Below are 22,166 nucleotides of genomic sequence, written 5' to 3' on the forward strand. Positions count from 1 at the left end.
AATCCTATTAAAATATTGCATTTAATCTATTTTTATAAGAAGTTTTGAATTTGACTTCTTTTATATTTGGTAATTTTAATAAATTTGCATTCTTACAATTGTCACAACAATGATTATCTTGTGTAACATGTTCATTAAAATAGTTCATTAAATACGTACGTCTACATGTATCGATTTGAATATAATTTCTCATAAAACTAAATGCATATTGTTTTTGATTCTGCTCAGCTTGAATTTTCTCTTTTAATTGATTAAGTGGATATAATTCAAGAAGATATAGGATATTTTTAGATATCTCCTCATTTAGTTGATACCCTTGTTCAAATAAATTAAGCATATCTATATCAATTCCATGCTCATTAGCTAAATGGCTTAAAATATGAATATCACTTGCTGTAAATAAACTAATTGCTTGGGATGGTTCGCCATCACGTCCTGCACGTCCCACTTCTTGAACATATTTAGAAGGTGACGTAGGTAAATGATAATGAATAACGGTTCTTACATCTTGTTTATTAATCCCCATACCAAATGCACTTGTGGCAACAATGATTTTAATATCGTTATTGATAAACTGAGTTTGTACAGTTGTTCTTTCTTGATAATTTAAATCTCCATGATAAATCCCTGTTAAAAAGCCTTCTTTATAAATCGTTTCAGCTAATTCATGACATTTCTTCTTAGATGACACATAAATAATGGTTGGTCCTGAGTCTTTTATGGTGTCTAATAGGTAATGATCTTTTTCTTCTTCGCTATCAAAATTAACATGATGATACATAATATTTGAACGATTGAGACCTTCTTTATGTATTTTAAATCGGCGCTTTGTAATCACTTCTATATCTTGCATCATTTTATTTGTCAGAGTAGCTGATAGTGCAATAACTTGTGCTTGATTAAAGTATTGTGTGACTTTTGAAATCAGTGCATAATGCGGTCTAAAATCAAAGCCCCATTCACTTAAACAATGTGCTTCATCTAAGACAATATATTTAAAACCAATAGATTTAAAGCGTTTAAAATTATGTTCTTCATATATGAATTCCGGGCTACAAAATATAAATTGATAGTTCGATAAATTTCTAAATATGTCTGACCGTTCATTTGGATCAATAGCAGAATGGATTGCAACAGCATTCTTCTCGCCATTTAATTTCATCTGAACGACTTGATCATCCATTAAAGAAATAAGTGGAGAAATAATGAGCACTCTGCCACCAGTTATATATGCTGGCAATTGGTAACACAAACTTTTCCCAGCTCCAGTTGAAAGGATACTCAACACATCATAGCCGTCTAATATGTTTTGGACGGTTTCCTCTTGCCCACTTCTAAAATAATCATATCCAAAATACTTTTTAAGTTCTTGTTGTAGCATTTAATCCCTCCATTGCATAGCAAACATACATGAGTTTGATTTCGAAATACGTAAAATCATTTAACGCTTCATAATAAAATTTCAAATTTTGATTAGGTGTTTGTTGAATAACTTCTACAAATCTAGCGTATTGTTCATCACTTACGTATAAATTCTTATCCTTTAAATAACCTTTAATAAACATTTCAATAATATGATCATGAATGGTATGTGTCTTAACACGTTTAATGTTTGCAAGTTGATCCATATCATAAGTGCGCTTTAATAATTCAAATGTTGTGAACGTTTGTTGGTTTAACAATGGTTGATAGTTAATCTGAGACAATATTGGATAACGTTCTTTATTTTGTATCGCAACTTGGATAAATTGATATTCTTCTACTAACTGTTCCCTTAAATCCAGTATACCAATGTCTTCAATCATTGAAATTTGTTCAATTGTATAAGGCGTTTCACGAAAACCTGCTAATAAATAATGCATATAAATTGTTTGAAAGTATGTATTTATATCTTCAAATAGCTGATATATTTCTTCTATAAATTGATCTTCGCCTACTTCTTTAATGTGTACGTAAATTTCTTTAGCTTTAAATTGTATCTCTTTATCATTAATGATCGGTTGATACGTTAAATGGTTATGCTTTTTTTGACTAATCATCTGAGTTAATAATAAGATTGTATTAACAGATTGAATAGCCTGACTATAGAAAAAGTCGCCTATAATTGGTTCATTAATATGTTCTACTGATTCGTTAATGATTTGTTCGAATTGTTCAAATTTCAAATTTGGCAAACAGCCATAATACAATTTTAAATGTTCTATCGTTGCATCAAAATATGTTTGATGAGTCTTTTTACCTATTAAAATATTATAAATACTTTTATCAGTTTTGTTTTCATGCTTCATGGAAAGGGTTTTCAGTATAATCTGTTTCAAATAAGTCACCTCAAATAACATAAAAATGTTGAAATCTCTAAGTGTTATCACTAAAATAAGTATGTATAATAAGTGTAGCATGTTTTTTAAAGGAGGCGAAAATTTTGGCTAAATACACAATAGTAGATATGGATACATGTATAGCATGTGGCGCATGTGGAGCAGCTGCCCCTGACATATACGATTATGATGATGAGGGAATCGCCTACGTAATACTAGACGACAATAAGGGAATCGAAGCTGTCCCAGAAGAATTATTAGAAGATATGGAAGATGCTTTCGAAGGTTGTCCGACAGATTCAATTAAAATAGCAGATGAATCATTCGACGGAGATGCACTTAAATTCGAATAATATATATGAGAAAGGCTAGGACGTGAGGTCCTAGCCTTTCTTTATTTTATAATAGACTTAAGTTTATCAAATATTAAAATGTATATGACGGAAATGACAATACCTTTAATTAAATTAAATGGAATAATACCGGCAGATACGATTAATTTTAAATTATTTGCGATATCTGCAAGATTCATAATTTGTCCGTATAAAGGTAATAGAACAAAATAATTCATTAAACTCATTAGAATTGTCATTAAGATTGTACCAACTGCTAATCCATATCCCATAAATAATTTTGATTTTTTCATGCGATAGAAATAATAAGTTGGAATGACGAGACATATTGACGCTAAAAAGTTAGCCGTATTTCCAATTGGTTCGTGTGACACAATTAAGAAATTCAATACGTTTTTAAATAATGCGACTAATATACCTGAAACTGGACCGAACGCAAATGTTGCGACAAGCACAGGAATATCACTGAAATCCATTGTTAAATATGGTGGTAAAAATGGCAATGGAAATTTCAAAAACATTAAAATAAAGCTGATTGCGATGAGCATACTTACAGTGAGTAAGCGTTTTGTTTTGTTATCGTTAGACATATAAACTCCTCCTATTCATCTCGTAAGAATAGGAGGAAAAATTATCGCAAAATAAACCTAGTTAAGACTAGATTTTTTCCTCCATCTTCTCCCATCCAGACTTTAACTGTCGGCCTTAGAATTTCACTAAGTCAGCCAATATACATACATATATTGGGTCGCGGGCTTTAACCGCCGGTATGGAATTTCACCAAACCCCGAAGATGAATTTTTTTATTTAGTTTTAATTACAAAATATATATTAGCACATTGGTCAGGTATTTTCATCTAAATAACTCAACAATTTAAACTTTTGGTAAAGTTATTGTAAATTGAGTGCCTTCACCCTCTTTACTATCGACTTTAATCGTACCATGATGTGCATCTATAATTTTTTGAACGATAAAGAGACCAAGTCCTGTTCCGTGTTTACCTCTCGTGCGAGAAGCATCAACTTTATAAAAACGATCAAATATTTGATCTAAATGTTCTTTAGCAATACCTACGCCACTATCTTGAACGTTTATAACAAAGTCTTCTTCATCCGTATCATCAAAGACAACATTAATAGCATCATTTTGATGTGTGTATCTAATCGCGTTATCGATTAAATTCGTTAAAATTTGCTCAACACGATCGCTATCACCATACCAATTTGTAAGATTCCCAATATGTTTAACGGATAAATTCAAACCATTTTCTCGTGCTTGTGGTAAGAATTTAGTATCAATTTTGTTCATTAATGTAGAAATATTAAAGTCATCTAAATGAACTTTAATGCCTTCAGCGTCCATTTTGGCAACTTCTAATAATTCATTAATCAATCTACTTAATCTCTTAGATTCATCTAAAATAATATATAAGAAATCATCAACGTCTTTCTTCTCAGTTACAATACCGTCAACAATTGCTTCAGTATAACCTTGTAACATAGAAATTGGTGTTCTTAATTCGTGTGAAACACTTGCGATAAAGTCTTTTTTCATTTGATCCATATGATGTTCATCGGTCATATCACGAATGATTACAACTATACCTGATGAACCATCATTTTGAATGCTATCGATATACGTAGATATTACGACATAATATTTATGGCCCAATTCGTATTCGAAAAACTGCGTATTCTTTTCTTTAAATGTGTCGTTTCTTTGTGTAGATATATCAACATGATCAAATTCTCTTACTTCTTTTAAGAATGTATCTGCTTTGGAGTTAGAAATAATGATTTCATTCTTATCATTAATACCTAGCACACCATCGATCATCGAATTAATAAGTTTTTCTTGTATATTATTTTTTGATTTAACATCATCTATGTTTGTACGGATATCTTTACTCATTTTATTAAATGCTAAACCGAGTTCGCCAATTTCATCACGCGTATAAATCGGTACTTTTTCAGTATAATGACCTTTAGCAACTTTAAAGGCTGCATGTTTCAATTGAATTAAAGGTTTCGTAATTCTGTTTGAAAGAAAGAAGGCAAAGATCGTACTCACGATTAATAATATAATGGCTGAAACAAGTATACTCAATGTAACAACGTTTTGAGCTTCTTTAATGGAGTTGATATCTTGGAATAAAAAGATACCTGCATCATCTTCAGGAAAAGCTTGAGAAGGATAGCCTAATAAAATATATTGATGTTTCTCACCGTTATAAGTTAAATTGATTTCTTTTAATACGTGCTTATCTTCATTAAAGACTTTATCGAATGCATGATTAGTTCTGATCTCATTAAGCATGACTTCTTTTAACGGATCTTCAGATCTTGCTGTCAAATCCTCACTATTTTTAACGATAATGAGTCCAGCAGGGTCTTCAACAAGTGCTCTTGCATAATCGATTGCTGACTCTTTTTCGTGTGAACTCAGTAATAATCGTTCTATTTTACTTGCATTATTATATAAATTTTCACCTGTGGTAGATGTATTATTAGATTGTAAAAAAGTTATAAGAAATCCGCTTAATAAAAGTAAAACTGTCGTTACTATTAAAATAATAGATAACCACAGTTTTACAACAACACTATTTAATCGATTCATTATTCAGGAACCTCAAATTTATAACCGACGCCCCATACAGTATGAATCATTTGTGCAGCATCTTCAGAAACTCTATTTAACTTTTCACGCAATCTTTTAACATGCGTATCAACTGTTCTTAAATCACCATAAAATTCATAGTGCCAAACTTCTTTCAACAGTTGTTCTCTATCAAATACTTTATCAGGTGATTTTGCTAAATATAATAATAATTCATACTCTTTAGGTGTTAAATTTACTTCTTTTTGATCTGCTAATACGCGATGTGCGTCATTATCAATGACTAAGTTTTCAAATACAATTAAATCTTTAGCTGTATTTGTTTGATTAACCATTGAATGATTCGTTGTACGTCTTAGTAATGCTTTTACGCGTAAGACAACTTCTCTAGGTGAAAATGGTTTGACGATATAATCATCTGCCCCAATTTCAAATCCTTCAACGCGATTATTTTCTTCACCTTTAGCTGTTAACATAATAATAGGTGTTGATTTTGTTTCTCTTACTCTCTTACATACTTCGATTCCATCTATTTCAGGTAACATTAAGTCTAACAATATGCAGTCATAATCTTCGTTTAAAGCTTTATCTAAGGCATCTTGGCCATTATCCGCTTCATCAGTCTCATAACCTTCTCTTTCGAGATACATTTTAACTAATTTTCGAATTCTATCTTCATCATCTACTACTAAAATACGATCTGTCATGCTTCGTTGACTCCCTTCTAGCATTTTTTAAGCATAAGAATGTAAACCAGCTACTATTAAGTTAACGGCAATAACATTAAATAGTATGATTGCAAGTCCACCAACAGCTAACCATGCTGATTTTCTGCCTTCCCAACCTTTACCTAATCTTAAATGTAAGAATATCGCATAATATAAGAATGTTATAAGCGCCCATACTTCTTTAGGATCCCAGCCCCAATATCTACTCCAAGCCATTTGTGCCCAGATACTCGCGAATAATATACCGCCAAGTGCAAATAATGGGAAACCAATGATTACTGAACGATATCCTATTTCATCCATTAAGGATAGATTGACTTTTTTCGTAAGTGGTTTGATAAGACTAAATAAAGTCTTGCCTTTCAAAATCAATCTTAGTATACCATATAAGACTGTACCAACTACAATTGACCAAACGACTGTGTTTAGTTTTTGAGCGTTGATAACAGCAGGTAATTCAATCTTGCTCCATTTTAAGATATCTGTTCTTTCTTTTGGTTCATAATCGCTACCTGAAACATGATCTACAAGTAAACTATCTTGTTGTGTCACAAATGCTGGAAGATGATAATGTTGCACAGAGTTATTATCGTTTTTATCAATAAAGAAATAAGTGTCATCGTAACCAACGATATCTTTCATAATGATCGTTGTTAATATAAATCCAATGACAATAACGATGAAATACATAATGACTTCTACAAAGAAACTATGTATCGATTTTTCCTCTGGACTAACAGCTGCGAATAAATAAATTAATCCTGCTATACAGCTGATTGATAAAATACCATATGAAATCGTTACGGTTATAACGTGAATTGCTAACCAACTAGATTGTAACGCAGGAATTAACGGCGAAACATCTCTAGAGAACATACTTGCATATGCAATTAACAACATCGCAATTGGTAATACGAATAACGCTAAAATAGGTGTCTTATAAATAGAGTAAATAACAAGGAAGCCACCTACCATCATAATGCCAAACATTGTTAAGAATTCATACATATTACTTACTGGTGCATGTCCCGCAGCAATCCATCTTGTAATAAAGTATAGAATTTGTAATACAAAGCCAATGACAGTTAATGTCACCCCTACTTTTTCTGCTCTTTTCTTAGGTGAACGGATTGAGAATGAATATGGCACAATCGCAACTAAGTACAAAATAAAAGCAGAATATAAACTGATATTACTAATATTTAAAAACATATCTTTATCCATTGTTTGCCTCCTTACTTTCGTGAATGTCTTGTTTAGTATCTTCAATATGTGAAATTTGATGTTTATCTAAGACTTGGTTAATCTCTTTTAAGAAACCATAATAATTCTTATTTGTATGAGCAGCGATATTAAACTCACCGTTATCAGTATTAATCCAAATACGTCTATGGTTAATATATGATCCGACTGCTAAACCTAATAAGAAAATAACGAAACCAGTAAATAATATTGGAAGTGTTAAGTCTTTCTTCACTGCCAACACTGTTGCCCATTGATTTGTTGCATTGGCAAATTTCACATCGTATTTATTATCTTTAGATATATCTTGTGATTCTTTAATTCTTAAGAAACTAAATTCTGATTGTTTGCCTTTATCAGTTACTTCAAACACAAAAGCTGGATTATTTGGATTTGGTGATTTAGTTGCAAGTACACCATTTTCTATTTTTTCGTAATCTGGCGCATAACTTCTTAACTTAACTGTTAAATCATCTGTAATTTTATAAGTCTTCTTAGGACTTTCCAAATTAACTGTAAATGGTTTCCCAAGTGCTTTACCGTCTTTTGTTTTTAAGTTAAATGTCATATCTTTTAACAACGAGTTGTCGAAGCTGCTTTGGTAAAATTGTAAGTGATCATATTTCAAAGGATGATTGACTTTAATTGAATCTGAAGCCACTTCTTTTAGATTAGCATCTGACCCAATTACTTCTTCTTGACTGTTTTTATACAAAGTAGCTTTTGTTTCGTAGTTCTTAGCAATTTTGTTTAAACTTGGGTCAATTGATTCAGGGTTTGTATTAGATTGAGATTTTTGATCATACTCTTCATATATAAAGTCGTTATTTTTTATATAATAGCCTCTATCTGTACCTGGTACTGGCTTCGTTTCCCCTTCTTTTACATAGACCATATCATCTAAGTAAAAGCCTGGTAAGAATCTTAACATTGCCCCAAATAAAAGTATGATTAAACCAGTATGGTTAATATAAGGACCGTATCTCGATAAACGTCCTTTTTCAAGTAAGATATGATTCCCATCTTGTTTAACTTTATATCTTTTTTCTTTAAAAGATTGACTCAATTCATCAAGATTAACTTGGTCTTCTGAATGTAAGTTTAATCTTTGGCGTTTATAGAATGAACTGTGCTTTTTCGTTCTTTGATTTTTCAAAGATTTATGTAAAGGTATCCCTCTATCAATGCTTGAAGTAATAATAGAGAACGCTACTAAACCTAACAGAATTAAGAACCACCATGAACTATATAAATTGTGGAATCCAAGTTTATAATATAGTAAACCGAGAGAACCATAATGTTCATAATAATATTGTTCCGGATTCACATTCATTGGAATAAAATATTCTTGCGGGAATATTGTCCCAATTGAAGCTGCAATGACCGTTAATACAAGTAAAGTAACACCTGTTTTGACTGAAGCGAAGAAATTCCAAATACGATCTAATATTGTTCTGTTTTTTGTTTTCGAACGTATCGCTTGCCCATCGTAACGCATAACGTCGGTTGTCTTTTTCTTATCATAGTCGTCATTTATTAAGCGACCACAGTTTAAGCATAATTGAGTTCCTTCTGGGTTCTTATGCCCGCACTCACAAACAATTTGCTTGTTGCTCACTTTAAATCCCCCTCTATTTCACTTTGACCTTTTCCATTTCTTCTATGATTTGCTTTTTAGAAAGTTCACCAGTATGCTTTGTTTTTATTTCACCATCTTTATCAACTGTTATCGTAGTTGGTAATGGATTGATACCGTATGCATCTGTAACTAAATTATCGTTATCCATCGCAACTGTGAAAGTTGGTGATTCTTTTAATGAACTTAAATATTGTTTGATTTGTTGAGGATTATTTCTGACATGTATCGCAACGACTTCAACACCTTTGTCTTTGTAGTTTTGATATTGTCTTTCTAACTCAGGCATTTCACGTTTACAAGGTTCACACCAAGTCCCCCAAAAGTTAATTAAAACACCTTTCCCACGTAAATCTTTTAAATTAACTTTTTTCCCATCAATCGTTTGGAGTTCGAAAAGTGGCGCATCATCTCCAACTTGCGCTACTTTATCCTTATCTTTCGTAAGACTGGACCATACTGTAAATACAATTGCAATTAAAATAATTGCCGTTATAACAATTTGGAGTACAGTCTTCTGTTTTTTCTTCATTTAAAATCCTCCCTAACACAATAAAAAAACCATACATATGCAATGTTATGGTGTTTTGTCTAGTATATCATGACTATAAAGCAGATTAGTGGCATTATTGTGAACGTTTACAGATTATTTACCATCTTGTGCCAAATGTCTTAAAACTTTGATTTCATGAGGTGATAACGTTCTGCCCTGTCCAGCATTTAAGCCTTTTAAATTAAGTGGACCATATTCTACTCTCGTAAGTTTAACGACTTCATGACCAAAATGACTAAACATTCTTCTAACTTGTCTATTTCTACCTTCTGTAATTGTAATCTCCACATGTGTTACATTACGCTCTCTGTCTTGACTTTTTACTTTTACAATTGCAGGTTGTGTCAATCCATCTTCTAGCTGTATACCTTTTTCTAATTGTTTAACTTCTTCTCTTAGTAAATAGCCTTTTAATTTTGCTACATATTTCTTTTGAATTTTATAACGAGGATGCGTCATTAAGTTTGTAAACTCACCATCATTCGTTAAAATTAATAAACCTGATGTATCATAATCTAATCTACCAACTGGGAAAATTCTCGTCTTAATATCTTTAAAATAATCCGTTACAACCGCTCTTCCTTTATCGTCAGATACACTTGTAATTACTTTTGTTGGTTTATGGAATAGAATATATAGTTTATCCGGCATTTCTAATGGAATACCTTCTACTTCGATATAATCAGAATCTTTCACTTTAGTGCCAAGTTCTGTCACTTGTTTATGATTAACATATACAAGCCCTTCTTCGATTAATTTTTCTGCTTTTCTACGTGACGTATAGCCACTTTTCGCAATAACTTTTTGTAATCTCTCTAATTCTTCACTCATTATGATTGCTCCTCATTGTTTTGTTTTTCGTTCATGCTACTAAAAAACAAATCCATTTCTTCTTGTTCATTTTCTTCATTTGTTGATTTCGGTAATTCGTCTAAAGAAGTCAGTCCAAATACATTTAAAAAGTAATCTGTCGTATATAATAATTGGCTTCTAGATTGATCGTTATGTTTCGATTCAACGACACCTTTCGCAATTAAAGTCTTAACAGAAGCATCTGAATTTACACCACGAATCACTTCTATATCACTTCTCGTAACAGGTTGATTATATGCAATAATAGATAATGTTTCTAACGCAGCTTGTGATAATTTAGTATTCATATTATCTATCATTAATTTTTCTAGATATTGATGCATAATTGGCTTTGCTGTAAGAATGCATTTATTACCGTAAAAAATAATTTGTAATGTTTCGCGATCATATTCATTTGCTAAATCTTTTAATTGTGATGGCGTTAATTCTAATAACTCACATAACTGATTAACTTCAATGCCTTCATCACCTAATGAATATAATAATCCTTCTAATAATCCTAATTTACTCACTGACATAATTCACGCCTCGATTTATAGTTATTTCTCCAAATTGATATTGTTGGAATACATCAATTTGTCTTAATTTCATCATTTCCAATATTGCTAAGAACAACGTCACTAATACATTCGTAGATAAATCAGATGGCAATGTCTCGAAAAATTTATAACTCTTATGTTCGGCAAGTCGTGCTTGTATTGAAGCAGTTGCCATTTCAATCGTATAACTATCTTCGTTAACGGTAACATTCTGTGGTTTATTAAATCTCTGTCTACGTTTAGTACGTTGGTATGCAATAATTAAATCCGTCATATCTAAATCTAAAGGTGCACGTTTGTCATGAACGGCTTCAAATTTGGATAAATCTGCTGGCTTTTTGATGAATATTTGTTCTCTGTCTTGTTTTTTATGATTTAATAATTCAGCATATTCTTTATAATTTTGGTATTCGATTAATTGTCTAACTAAATCGTCCCTTGGATCATCTTCAAATTCATCAATATCTGATGGTTGTGTAGGTAGTAATAATTTACTTTTGATCATCAATAACTCAGATGCCATCACTAAATATTCACTCGCTACATTTATTTCTAATATTTTCATTTGATGTATATAACTTAAGTATTGCTCGGTTAGTTCCTTCATTGGAATATCATAAATATCTATTTCGTATTTTTGTATTAAATGAAGTAATAAATCCAAAGGTCCTTCAAAGGCATCAAGTTTTACTTCATACATTTAAAACTTCCTCATTTCTATTCCTTTTACGTGCATAAACCTAAAAATTATTATACCATGATTACGTATAAATATTCTATGCTGAGAGGGATTTTAAATGGAAACACAAATAATGTCATTTCACTATCATTTCCATGTCTTAAGACATTATTTTGAATGTCACGATATATTAGAAGATCATTGGAAAGATCAAACTCAATTTAGTAAACATGATGCAATTGTAAGTTTAATATTGTTCTCTACGGCGTGTTACCACTATAGACGTGATAATACGAAAGGCGCGCTAAAAACTTATAAAAAAGCACTACAAATTGCTGAATTAAATGATGACTTTAGCCATTTAGGTATTGAAAAAGCATCTTTTCAATCTTTAATTCATTCACAAATCATGCGCATTGAGCAAGGTCATCCTTATGAAAATATTCAACTCCCTTTAACAGATGCAAGCTATCGTGCTTTAGAAAGTACTTTTGATGATTTTGAATTTAACTATAATACAGATGTATCAGATTATATTAAACATTATCATCTACTAAGAGATCGTACTGAAGTGATAGAAAGTCGTATTTCAGCATATAAGCAACGTCACGCTAGACAATAAATAACCAATAAATAAGACCCCAAGCAACAGCAAATGTTAATAAAATTGCTAAAGTGACATATTTTTTTGATTCATTTTGTTGTTGTTTATTGTTCTTCATTTTTCTTCTCCTTCTTGGCTCTAGGGTGATACGTTAAATACATCTCACGTATTTGTTTTTTAGAGATGTGTGTGTAAAGTTGTGTTGTAGAAATGTCGGAATGTCCGAGCATTTCTTGCACTGCCCTCAAGTCCGCACCATTTTCAAGCAAATGCGTCGCAAAAGAATGCCTTAAAGTATGAGGTGTTAAAGTTTTCGTTATCCCTTTTTCTAAGCCGATTTTTTTTAATATTTTCCAAAATCCTTGTCGCGTTAAAGCTGTGCCACGTGCATTTAAGAATAATATATCTGTAACATGTTTCTTCAATAAATTTGGACGAACTTCCTGGATGTAGTTTCTTAATATGCCCATTAAATGTTCACCAAGCGGTACGATTCGTTCTTTATTTCCTTTACCAAACACTCTAATAAATCCCATCGTCAAATTGACGTCTTCTACATTTAATTGAATCAATTCACTTACACGAACGCCCGTACCATATAAAAGTTCAAGCATCGTTCGGTCTCGTTCATCTCTAGGATTTGTAATATGTGTAAATGTTAAGAGTTGATTCACTTCATCTTCACTCAATACATCTGGAAGTTTCTGTTCGTATTTAGGTGTTTCAATCAATATGGTTGGATCTTTAACGGCGTATTTTTCTCTAATCGCAAATTGATGAAAGCTTCTAATCGTCGCTGCAAGTCTCGCAATTGTTTTAGCTGACTTTCCTTCTTGTTTAAGATGCGCAAAATATTTTTGTATCACAATACGATCAATATTGTCTATATGACTAATTTTATGTTCAGTTATGTATTGGTTATATTGTTTTAAATCTCTTTGATACGATTGGATTGTATTTTGACTCAAACCTTTTTCTAATCTTATAAAATCTATAAACTCCTTTATGATTTGTTCCATGAATTCACCTCATTGTTGTCATTATTTTACCATAAAAAAAGACATCACTAAAATCAGTATAAAACTTCATTTAGTAACGTCCATTATAGATTTATTCTTCGTGACATCTATGACAAATACCATGAAAAGTTAATCGATGGTCTAAAATTTTAAAGTTAAATTCTTTTTCAACACGACGTTCTACGTCTTCTAATAAATCTTCTTCGATTTCATCAACTGCGCCACATTCCATGCATACCATATGGTGGTGAAAATGTTTTGCCCCTTCTTTTCTTAAATCGAATCTAGCAACACCATCGCCAAAGTTAATTTTGTCGACTACTTTTAATTCTGCTAATAGTTCTAACGTACGATAGACAGTTGCGAGACCAATCTCAGGTGCCTTATCTTTAACTTTTAGGTAAACGTCCTCTGCACTTAAATGATCGGCTTCATTCTCAAGTAACACTCTAACTGTCGCTTCTCTTTGCGGAGTTAGTTTGTAGGAAGCTTTGTGTAATTGTTCTTTCACACGTTGTATGCGTTCTTCCAACTTGACACCTTCTTTCTAAAAAATAATCATTATCAATTAGTAATGTATTCGTATACTAAAATACCAATAATCTTCTCAAAAAGCAAGAAAAAATATCTTTTTATTTAGAATGATTATAATTTAATAATAAGTATTGGAAGGCTATCATTGTTTTGGCATCTTCAATTTTATGTTCTGATAATAATGACTGTATTTGATCGATTGGAATTTTAGTTAAATTTAAGAATTCATCTTCATCTAAATTCACTTTTCCTTCTTTTAAATCTTTCGCGATATAAATACTTACTTTCTCGTTACAGAAGCCTGGACATCCATATACTTCACCGATGAGTTCGAGTTTATCTGCAACGTATCCTGTTTCTTCTTCTAATTCTCTCAGTGCAGCTGACTCTCGTTCCTCCCCTATTTCTAATTTACCAGCAGGAATTTCGATTAATGTCTTTTCCATTGCTTTTCTATATTGTTCCACCACTAATACTTCATTTTCTGGTGTTATAGCTAATACAGATACTGCACCATTATGTAATACGACTTCGCGTTCGCTCGTTTGGCCATCTGGAAGTGTAACTTGATGTTTTTCTAGCTTAATTATACGACCATCATATATCGTTTCTTTCGAAATCGTTTCTTCAGTTAGTTTCATTATAAGTGTGCCTCTTTTCATTAAAATAATTTATCTGGTAAACTTAATAAATAAAGTGTAGCGAAAGGAGCTTCAATATGCAAAAGAATACATTGAAAAGTGGCATTGAAATTTCAGAAGTCGGATTAGGTTGTATGAGTCTAGGAACTGATATCAACCATGCAGAAACAATTGTTGATGAAGCAATCAAACAAGGTATCACATATTTTGATACAGCTGATTTATATGATTATGGTGAAAATGAAAAAATCGTAGGACAACTTTTGAAAAAATATCAAGATCAACAAGATATTGTCATTGGATCAAAAGTCGGTAATCATTTTGATAAAGATAAACAAGAACACTTTTGGGATCCTTCTAAAGAACACATTATGAAAAGCATTAAAGAATCATTACAAAGATTGGATCTTGAACAATTAGATTTATATATGTTACATGGCGGTACGATTGAAGATAACAAAGATGAAACAATAGAAGCATTCGAAAGATTAAAAGAACAAGGTCTTATAAAAGCATATGGTATTTCGTCAATTAGACCTAATGTGATCGATTATTACTTGAAAAACAGCAACATTGAAACAATTATGATGCAATTTAGTATTTTAGATAATCGCCCTGAAAGTCTTATTGAAAAAATTAACGAACATGGTGTCAAAATATTAGCGAGAGGTCCAGTTTCTAAAGGTTTATTAACTCATAAATCAAACGAAGTATTAGATCGTAAATTTAAAGATGGCTTACTAGAATATAATTATAATGATTTATCGGATACCATTTCTCAACTGAATAAAGAATATGATGACTTATCAAGTGTTACATTTAATTATTTGAAATCATTTGACGCACTTGGATCTATTATTACAGGTGCAAGTTCACCAGAGCAATTAGCTGAGAGTATCCAAAGTTATAATGGAACATTATCAGAAGCTCAAATTAAGCACGCTCGTTCAATCGTAAAAAATATTGAATACACAAATCACTTAGTTTAAAAAAATAGAGTCTGGGAGAAGATTAATTTTCCCAGACTCTATTTATATCTTTTTACTCAAAAAACTTTGTTTAAATAATTTTTCAAATGTACGAGGTGCCAATTGATAAAATCTCAATCCTAAATCCATCCATTTTGGTTCGTTTATTTCTATTTTTCTTTTAATCATACTTTTAACAATTTGTTCACTTAAATCTTCTACATTAAGTTGTATTTGAGATGTGAGCTTTTCAAAGTGGCCTGAAGGGTCTGCTTTAGCATGAAATTGTGATTTGAAAGGACCTGGATTGACATTAAGTACATGTAAATCTTCGCGTTCAAGTCTTAAAGCATTTGTGAAACTACTCAAAGCTGCTTTTGACGCTGCATAATGGCTACCATATGGCGTTGTTACTTTAGAAGAAATAGATGATATATTAACGATTGATGCCCCTCTTTTTAAATAAGGTAATATACGGTTCAAAAGAATAATTAAATTGACGAGATTCGTATGATAAATGTCCTTAATTTCCTCATTCGTATGTGCCTCGTTAGATTTAAAGTAACCAAACCCAGCATTATTAATAATCCCATCATACATATTGTTCTGTGCAAGATTAAATTGTTCGACTTGCGCAGTGTCATTCATATCTAATATAAATACTTCTTTAATATTTTTATAGGTCGTCATTAAATGATTGGCTTTATCCTTATTTCTTACAATTATAGAAACGTAAGCACCATGATTATTCAATGATTGTATCAAGCTCTCCCCTAGTGAACCTGTGGCACCAGTTAATAAATAATGTTTACCGATCATTTAACTCATCCTTTATTCATTGTTATGTATAATGTATCATAACACTTCAAAAAAACTAAATACGATACAAGTAATTTTGACATAAGATTATATTTCTTTATAATTAAAATGAATTCATATGGAAGTGAGTGATTTTATTATGAAAATTGTGTTTTATGGATCTGGTAATATGGCAAACGCGATATTCACTGGAATTGTTAACAGTAAGTCGATTGAACCTGAAAATATTTATTTAACAAATAAGTCGAACCAAGAAGCATTGGAAAGTTATCATGAAGCTTTAGGCGTTAGCTATAGTTATGATGATGAAGAATTGTTGAAAGATGCAGATTATGTATTCTTAAGTACAAAACCTTATGATTTCTTAAAATTAGCTGAACGCATTAAACCTTTCATAACGAGTGATAATAAATTCATTTCAATTATGGCTGGTTTACCGATTAGTTATATTAGAGATAATTTACAAGTCGATAATCCAATTGCTAGAATTATGCCGAATACGAATGCGCACGTTGGGCATTCAGTAACGGGGATTAGTTTCTCTACAAACTTCGATCCTAATTCTAAGCAAGAAGTATTAACGCTTATTGAAGCTTTCGGTACAGCATTAGAAGTTAAAGAAGATCATTTACATCAAGTGACAGCTATTACTGGTAGTGGACCTGCATTCTTATATCATGTATTTGAACAATATGTAAATGCTGGTACTAAATTAGGCATTGAACAATCTCAAGTTGAAGAGTCTATTAAAGAGTTAATTATTGGTACTGGTAAAATGATCGAACGCTCTGATTTAAAAATGGATCAATTACGAAAAAATATTACGTCTAAAGGTGGTACAACGCAAGCTGGTTTAAATGCGTTAAGTAACCATGACATAGAAGCTATTTTCTTAGATTGTTTAAACGCAGCTGTTAAGAGAAGTATCGAACTTGCAGAAGCGGATGAAGATTAATTGAATAAGTTACAAAAAACATCTCATCTTAAAATACATATAAGATGAGATGTTTTTTAGATTTGAAATTGGTCATAATCTTTTACAAATTTAAAGTCATAATTTACAGCTGAACGTAATGTGGCTTCAACTGTTTGAATATCTTCTAATTCATATCGATTAGATAAATGTGTGAATAGACCTTTTTTTACATTAACATCAGTCATTAATTGAAAGACATCTTCAATATGACTATGATAATAAGAATTTGCTAATTTTTTATCGCCTTCGATATACGTTGTTTCATGAACAATAACATCTGCATCTTGTGCAAGGATATGTTCATTTTGACATGGCATCGTATCACCAAAGATTGTAATCACTTTCCCCTTTTTCTTTGGACCTTTGAAATCTTTAGATTGATAAGTTTGATTTTCGTATTCAAAAGTTTCGTTTGCTTTTACTTCTTGATATTTTGGTCCAGGTTCAATACCGATTCCTTTAAGTTTTTCAACATCAAGCTTCCCTTCAATATCAGGTGCTGTAATGCGATAACCGACAGATAATATACCATGTTTTAAAGGTAAAGCTTTAATATGAAAGCCATCAATATTAAGTTCGGTTTCTGTGTTGAATTCATTTACAGTTATCGGATAATTTAAATTTGATTGAGAAATTTCTAATGCCGTTTGTATAAACTTTGCTATACCTTTAGGGCCAATTATTGTTAAAGGTTTATCTTTACCACCTTGGAAGGAACGACTTGTTAATAATCCAGGTAATCCAAATATATGATCACCATGTAAGTGCGTAATAAATATATGACTTATTTTGCCAAGTTTGATGCCAGTATGTAATATTCGATGTTGAGTTGCTTCACCAACATCAAATAACCATAGTTGATTGACATGAGGTAGGCAATTAAAGGCAATTGATTGTGTATTTCTTTCTTTAGTCGGTAATCCGGCGCTTGTGCCTAAAAATGTGAGTTCCATCGTCTTCCTCCTTACGTTATTATTATAACATGTATCGTACAATGATTTATAAAAATACATAAAAATGATGATGATTATACAACTTACTGAATAAATTGAAAATTTAACAGTTCAAATGGAAGAATATCAATCACTAACATGTTATAATAATTAATATTGTAAATTGTGAAAAAGTTAGAGAATCGAGGTAAATAAATGACAACCGAAACTAGAAATATTCCATGCTTAATTACAATATTTGGGGCTACAGGTGATTTAAGTCACCGTAAATTATTCCCATCTATTTTTCATTTATATCAACAAAATCAATTAGACGAGCACATCGCAATAATTGGTGTTGGTCGAAGAGATTGGACTACTGAAAAGTTCAGAAATGAAATTAAAGCTTCAGTAGAGAAACATGTACAGAATACAGACAAGTTAGATGAATTTATGGAACATGTATTTTATCAATCGCACGATGTTAGTGACCCTTCTAGTTATGAAGAATTATTAGCTTTTTCAAATGAGTTAAATGAACAATATCAATTAGAAGGTAATCGATTATTTTATTTAGCAATGGCACCTCAATTCTTTGGAACTGTTACAGATTTCTTAAAATCTTCAGGTCTAACAGATACTGACGGTTTCAAACGTTTAATTATTGAAAAACCTTTCGGCACAGATTTAGCATCTGCTGAAGAATTAAATGAACAAATTAGACGTTCATTTAAAGAAGAAGAAATTTACAGAATCGACCATTATTTAGGTAAAGATATGGTACAGAATATCGAAGTGTTAAGATTTGCGAATGCGATGTTCGAACCATTATGGAATAATAAATATATTTCTAATATTCAAGTAACATCATCTGAAATATTAGGTGTAGAAGATCGTGGTGGATACTATGAAAATAGTGGCGCATTAAAAGATATGTTCCAAAACCATATGTTACAAATGGTTGCTTTATTAGCAATGGAACCACCTATTAGTTTAAACAGTGAAGATGTTAGAAATGAAAAAGTAAAAGTATTGCGTTCAATTAGAGCTTTAGATGAGTCTGAAGTTAAACAGAACTTTGTTAGAGGACAATATGATAAAGGTCAAATTGAAGGCGAAGAAGTTAAAAGCTATAGAGAAGAAGATAAAGTAGCAGATGACTCTAATACCCCTACTTTCGTTGCAGGTAAAGTATTGATAGATAATTTCAGATGGGCTGGCGTACCATTCTTTATTAGAACTGGTAAAAGAATGAAGAAAAAAGGTATTCAAGTAGTTGTTGAATTCAAAGAAGTACCAATGAATTTATATTATCAACGTGATTCAGAATTAGAATCTAATTTACTTGTCATTAATATTCAACCTAATGAAGGTCTTTCACTACATTTAAATGCTAAAAAACAAGTTCAAGGTATAGAAACAGAACCTGTTCAATTATCATACGCAATGAGTGCACAAGATAAAATGAATACAGTTGATGCATATGAGAACTTAATCTTCGACTGTCTTAAAGGTGATTCAACAAACTTTACGCATTGGGAAGAATTAAAAGCAACATGGAAATATGTAGATGTGATACAAAATGTGTGGGACAACGATAAAGCACCGTTCCCTAATTATAGAGCGGGTACTAATGGACCGATTAAGAGTCAATTATTATTGTCTATTGATGGATTTAAATGGTGGGACGATATTAATTAATCTTTCTGCCAACAGGAGTGACTGAACATTGGAAGTAATTAAAGATTTACAAAGAGCAATTGTGTACATTGAAGATCATCTATTGAGCGATATCGATTTACAAACTTTGAGCGATCACGTTGAAATGTCCCCTTTTCACTTGAATCAATCATTTACGATGGTTATTGGTATGACGCCTCTTGAATATCAACTTGCTAGAAGAATGACTGAAGCGGCGTTTGATATTTTAAGTGGTCATTCACGTATTTTAGATATCGCCTTAAAGTATGGATACAGAGATGCACATGCATTCGCTCATGATTTTAATGCATATCATGGCATAAGTCCGCTACAAACGAAGACACATCAATCTATGCTTAAAATTAAAAAAAGAGTCTCTATTAAATTAACTTCTACAGAAACAGAACCGTTAAATTATTCATTACAATACAAAGATGATTTAAAGTTAGTAGGAAAGAATCATCATTATCATTCAAATGAACTAGATAATCATTTTTTAATACCTGACTTATTAGAAATGTTATTAGAGAATAATTACATAGAAGACTTTATTAAATATAATGATGTTAAACCTAATCAACTATTCGTTATTCGAAGACCACTTGTAGATGGACTCGAAGTATTTGTAGGTGTTCCTAGTGAAAGATATCCAGGTCATTTAGATAATTACTATTTACCTGGACATCATTTTGCGACGTTTAATTTACAAGGTGAATTAGATTTTGTAGTGAGTGAAGCTTGGCACCATATTGAAAATCAATGGCAACTTAAAATGCCTTATTTACATGATGATTTTTATGTTGAGGTTTACCCTCTTGATGTTAATTTTGATCAAGAAACTTCTAAAGTACAACTTTGGATTCCTATTGATCATAAAAGAATGAATTAAAAAACAACCCGCTATCTCTTGGAGATAACGGGTTGTCTTGTTATATCAAATTATTTAGTCCATTCAGTATGGAAAATACCTTCTTTGTCTTTACGTTCATAAGTATGCGCACCAAAGTAATCGCGTTGTGCTTGAATTAAGTTGGCAGGTAAATCTTCTGAACGGTAACTATCAAAGTAATTGATTGCTGAAGAGAAACCAGGTGTTGCAATTCCTGCTTTGATTGCAGTCGCTGATACTTCTCTTAATGAACCTTGATATTTTGCAACGATATCGTTGAAGTAAGGATCTAATAATAAGTTTGTTAATGATGAATCATTATCGTAAGCGTCTTTGATTTTTTGTAAGAATTGCGCACGGATGATACAACCCTCTCTCCAAATCATAGCTAACTCACCTAATTTTAAGTTCCAGTTGTTTGTTTCACTAGCAGTTTTCATTTGAGCAAATCCTTGTGCATAACTACAGATTTTACTCATATAAAGTGCTTGTCTGATTTGTTCTAAGAATGCATCTTTGTCACCATCAAATTCAGTTACTTCTGGATTAAACGCTGTGCTTGCTTTAACTCTTTCATCTTTGAATGAAGAAATAAATCTAGCAAATACAGACTCAGTAATAATTGTTAATGGAATACCTAATTCTAAAGCATTAATTGAAGTCCATTTACCAGTACCTTTTTGTCCAGCTTTATCCATAATTTTTTCAACTAATGGTGTACCATCTTCGTCTAATTTATTAAAGATTTCGCCTGTGATTTCAATTAAATAACTTTCTAATTCACCAGCGTTCCATGATTTAAACGTTTCAGCTATTTCTTTATGATCCATGTGTAATACACGTTTCATTAAGTCATAACTTTCTGCGATTAATTGCATATCTGCGTATTCAATACCGTTATGCACCATTTTTACATAGTGACCAGCACCGTCTGGACCAACATATGTTACACATGGAGAACCATCGCTTGCTTTTGCAGAAATGCTTTCTAAAATTGGAGCTACCAATTCATAAGCTTCTTTCTGACCACCAGGCATAATTGAAGGACCAGTTAAAGCACCTTCTTCTCCACCTGAAACACCTGTTCCAATGAAGTTTATTCCACTTTCATCTAAGTATTGATTTCTACGAATCGTATCTAAATAGTTAGTGTTTCCGCCATCGATTAGGATGTCGCCTTTATCTAATAATGGTAATAAGCTATCGATTGTTTTATCTGTTGCTTCACCAGCTTTTACCATAAGTAAAATCTTTCTTGGTTTTTCTAATGAATCTACAAACTCTTCGATTGAATAGTTTGGATGTATATTTTTACCTTGTGATTCTTCAACCATTTGGTCGACTTTCTCTTTTGAACGGTTATACACTGAAACTGAGTAACCACGTGATTCAATATTCCAAGCTAAGTTTTTACCCATTACAGCTAAACCAACTACACCTATTTGTTGTGTCATGAAATTAACCTCACTTTTTTTCATTTTCTAGTACATTTTAACATAGTTTGAATACGTTTTTCGTCTATAAAGTCTTTAATTTCAAATGAAT

23 protein-coding genes and 1 riboswitch are annotated in these 22,166 nt (G+C 31.5%); of the genes, 6 read left to right on the forward strand and 17 right to left on the reverse strand.

Going from position 1 to position 22,166, the window contains the following annotated elements; all coding sequences use genetic code 11:
* Positions 1-7: 7 nt before the first annotated feature.
* The gene (locus LQ693_RS04055; protein ID WP_025907072.1) at positions 8-1,381 is read right to left on the reverse strand and encodes a RecQ family ATP-dependent DNA helicase; all 1,374 of its coding nucleotides are present in this window, start codon (positions 1,379-1,381) and stop codon (positions 8-10) included.
* Positions 1,362-2,318 (reverse strand): helix-turn-helix domain-containing protein, encoded by a 957-nt coding sequence (locus LQ693_RS04060; RefSeq protein ID WP_119594326.1) that lies wholly within the window; start codon positions 2,316-2,318, stop codon positions 1,362-1,364. Before LQ693_RS04060 ends, LQ693_RS04055 begins: the two co-directional genes overlap by 20 nt.
* Before the next feature lie 104 nt (positions 2,319-2,422).
* Here LQ693_RS04060 and LQ693_RS04065 point away from each other — a divergent pair, with 104 nt between their 5' ends.
* The gene (locus LQ693_RS04065; protein ID WP_016913182.1) at positions 2,423-2,671 is read left to right on the forward strand and encodes a ferredoxin; all 249 of its coding nucleotides are present in this window, start codon (positions 2,423-2,425) and stop codon (positions 2,669-2,671) included.
* A gap of 41 nt (positions 2,672-2,712) precedes the next feature.
* On the opposite strand, the gene LQ693_RS04070 is transcribed toward LQ693_RS04065, so the two are convergent.
* The 9 genes from LQ693_RS04070 to LQ693_RS04110 form a co-directional block, all read right to left on the reverse strand.
* Positions 2,713-3,261 (reverse strand): ECF transporter S component, encoded by a 549-nt coding sequence (locus LQ693_RS04070; protein ID WP_025907065.1) that lies wholly within the window; start codon positions 3,259-3,261, stop codon positions 2,713-2,715.
* A 79-nt stretch (positions 3,262-3,340) separates the two neighbouring features.
* A riboswitch (FMN riboswitch) is annotated at positions 3,341-3,470 on the reverse strand.
* Between the two features lie 75 nt (positions 3,471-3,545).
* Positions 3,546-5,288 (reverse strand): ATP-binding protein, encoded by a 1,743-nt coding sequence (locus LQ693_RS04075; RefSeq protein ID WP_107565210.1) that lies wholly within the window; start codon positions 5,286-5,288, stop codon positions 3,546-3,548.
* Entirely contained in the window at positions 5,288-5,995 is a 708-nt protein-coding gene (locus LQ693_RS04080; protein ID WP_025907062.1) for a response regulator transcription factor, read from the reverse strand. The genes LQ693_RS04075 and LQ693_RS04080 overlap by 1 nt, the downstream gene beginning before the upstream one ends.
* Positions 5,996-6,022: 27 nt before the next feature.
* Positions 6,023-7,240 carry a c-type cytochrome biogenesis protein CcsB gene (ccsB, locus tag LQ693_RS04085; protein ID WP_037588178.1) on the reverse strand — a complete coding sequence of 406 codons (1,218 nt, stop codon included), beginning with the start codon at positions 7,238-7,240 and terminating at the stop codon, positions 6,023-6,025.
* A complete protein-coding gene (resB, locus tag LQ693_RS04090) occupies positions 7,233-8,876 on the reverse strand; it encodes a cytochrome c biogenesis protein ResB (RefSeq protein WP_107565209.1) in 1,644 nt (547 codons plus the stop codon). Before resB ends, ccsB begins: the two co-directional genes overlap by 8 nt.
* A 13-nt stretch (positions 8,877-8,889) precedes the next feature.
* Positions 8,890-9,426: a thiol-disulfide oxidoreductase ResA gene (gene resA, locus LQ693_RS04095; RefSeq protein ID WP_107565208.1), complete on the reverse strand. Its 537-nt coding sequence runs from the start codon at positions 9,424-9,426 to the stop codon at positions 8,890-8,892.
* A gap of 114 nt (positions 9,427-9,540) precedes the next feature.
* Positions 9,541-10,278 carry a pseudouridine synthase gene (locus LQ693_RS04100; RefSeq protein ID WP_025907054.1) on the reverse strand — a complete coding sequence of 246 codons (738 nt, stop codon included), beginning with the start codon at positions 10,276-10,278 and terminating at the stop codon, positions 9,541-9,543.
* Positions 10,278-10,838 carry an SMC-Scp complex subunit ScpB gene (scpB, locus tag LQ693_RS04105; RefSeq protein WP_037588190.1) on the reverse strand — a complete coding sequence of 187 codons (561 nt, stop codon included), beginning with the start codon at positions 10,836-10,838 and terminating at the stop codon, positions 10,278-10,280. The genes LQ693_RS04100 and scpB overlap by 1 nt, the downstream gene beginning before the upstream one ends.
* Positions 10,825-11,559 carry a segregation and condensation protein A gene (locus LQ693_RS04110; protein WP_103362137.1) on the reverse strand — a complete coding sequence of 245 codons (735 nt, stop codon included), beginning with the start codon at positions 11,557-11,559 and terminating at the stop codon, positions 10,825-10,827. The genes scpB and LQ693_RS04110 overlap by 14 nt, the downstream gene beginning before the upstream one ends.
* A 97-nt stretch (positions 11,560-11,656) precedes the next feature.
* On the opposite strand from LQ693_RS04110, the gene LQ693_RS04115 reads away from it, so the two are divergent.
* On the forward strand, positions 11,657-12,160 hold the full coding sequence (locus LQ693_RS04115) for a DUF309 domain-containing protein (RefSeq protein ID WP_107572749.1): 504 nt from the start codon (positions 11,657-11,659) through the stop codon (positions 12,158-12,160).
* Positions 12,161-12,246: 86 nt separating this feature from the next.
* On the opposite strand, the gene xerD is transcribed toward LQ693_RS04115, so the two are convergent.
* The 3 genes from xerD to LQ693_RS04130 all read right to left on the reverse strand — a co-directional run bounded on the left by xerD (position 12,247) and on the right by LQ693_RS04130 (position 14,336).
* Positions 12,247-13,161, reverse strand: a complete 915-nt coding sequence (gene xerD, locus LQ693_RS04120; RefSeq protein WP_107565206.1) for a site-specific tyrosine recombinase XerD — start codon at positions 13,159-13,161, stop codon at positions 12,247-12,249.
* A gap of 91 nt (positions 13,162-13,252) precedes the next feature.
* Positions 13,253-13,693 carry a ferric iron uptake transcriptional regulator gene (fur, locus tag LQ693_RS04125; protein ID WP_025907044.1) on the reverse strand — a complete coding sequence of 147 codons (441 nt, stop codon included), beginning with the start codon at positions 13,691-13,693 and terminating at the stop codon, positions 13,253-13,255.
* A gap of 100 nt (positions 13,694-13,793) precedes the next feature.
* On the reverse strand, positions 13,794-14,336 hold the full coding sequence (locus LQ693_RS04130) for an NUDIX hydrolase (protein WP_107565205.1): 543 nt from the start codon (positions 14,334-14,336) through the stop codon (positions 13,794-13,796).
* 77 nt (positions 14,337-14,413) lie between these two features.
* Here LQ693_RS04130 and LQ693_RS04135 point away from each other — a divergent pair, with 77 nt between their 5' ends.
* The gene (locus LQ693_RS04135) at positions 14,414-15,325 is read left to right on the forward strand and encodes an aldo/keto reductase (protein WP_103362134.1); all 912 of its coding nucleotides are present in this window, start codon (positions 14,414-14,416) and stop codon (positions 15,323-15,325) included.
* A 42-nt stretch (positions 15,326-15,367) separates the two neighbouring features.
* Here LQ693_RS04135 and LQ693_RS04140 read toward each other — a convergent pair whose 3' ends face one another.
* Complete coding sequence (locus LQ693_RS04140; protein WP_103362133.1) at positions 15,368-16,123, reverse strand: SDR family NAD(P)-dependent oxidoreductase; 756 nt, start codon at positions 16,121-16,123, stop codon at positions 15,368-15,370.
* Between the two features lie 139 nt (positions 16,124-16,262).
* Here LQ693_RS04140 and proC point away from each other — a divergent pair, with 139 nt between their 5' ends.
* Positions 16,263-17,078 carry a pyrroline-5-carboxylate reductase gene (proC, locus tag LQ693_RS04145; protein ID WP_025907039.1) on the forward strand — a complete coding sequence of 272 codons (816 nt, stop codon included), beginning with the start codon at positions 16,263-16,265 and terminating at the stop codon, positions 17,076-17,078.
* A gap of 56 nt (positions 17,079-17,134) precedes the next feature.
* Here the strand turns inward: proC and rnz are convergent, their stop codons facing one another.
* Positions 17,135-18,052 carry a ribonuclease Z gene (gene rnz, locus LQ693_RS04150; RefSeq protein ID WP_119594015.1) on the reverse strand — a complete coding sequence of 306 codons (918 nt, stop codon included), beginning with the start codon at positions 18,050-18,052 and terminating at the stop codon, positions 17,135-17,137.
* Between the two features lie 195 nt (positions 18,053-18,247).
* On the opposite strand from rnz, the gene zwf reads away from it, so the two are divergent.
* Positions 18,248-19,732: a glucose-6-phosphate dehydrogenase gene (gene zwf / locus LQ693_RS04155; protein WP_025907035.1), complete on the forward strand. Its 1,485-nt coding sequence runs from the start codon at positions 18,248-18,250 to the stop codon at positions 19,730-19,732.
* Positions 19,733-19,760: 28 nt separating this feature from the next.
* A complete protein-coding gene (locus LQ693_RS04160) occupies positions 19,761-20,621 on the forward strand; it encodes an effector binding domain-containing protein (RefSeq protein ID WP_107572748.1) in 861 nt (286 codons plus the stop codon).
* Between the two features lie 50 nt (positions 20,622-20,671).
* Here LQ693_RS04160 and gndA read toward each other — a convergent pair whose 3' ends face one another.
* Positions 20,672-22,075 carry an NADP-dependent phosphogluconate dehydrogenase gene (gene gndA / locus LQ693_RS04165; protein ID WP_037588204.1) on the reverse strand — a complete coding sequence of 468 codons (1,404 nt, stop codon included), beginning with the start codon at positions 22,073-22,075 and terminating at the stop codon, positions 20,672-20,674.
* Positions 22,076-22,166 lie beyond the last annotated feature (91 nt).

Source organism: Mammaliicoccus sp. B-M6, from assembly GCF_022386965.1.
In the GTDB taxonomy this organism is placed as follows: Bacteria; Bacillota; Bacilli; order Staphylococcales; family Staphylococcaceae; genus Mammaliicoccus; species Mammaliicoccus sciuri_A.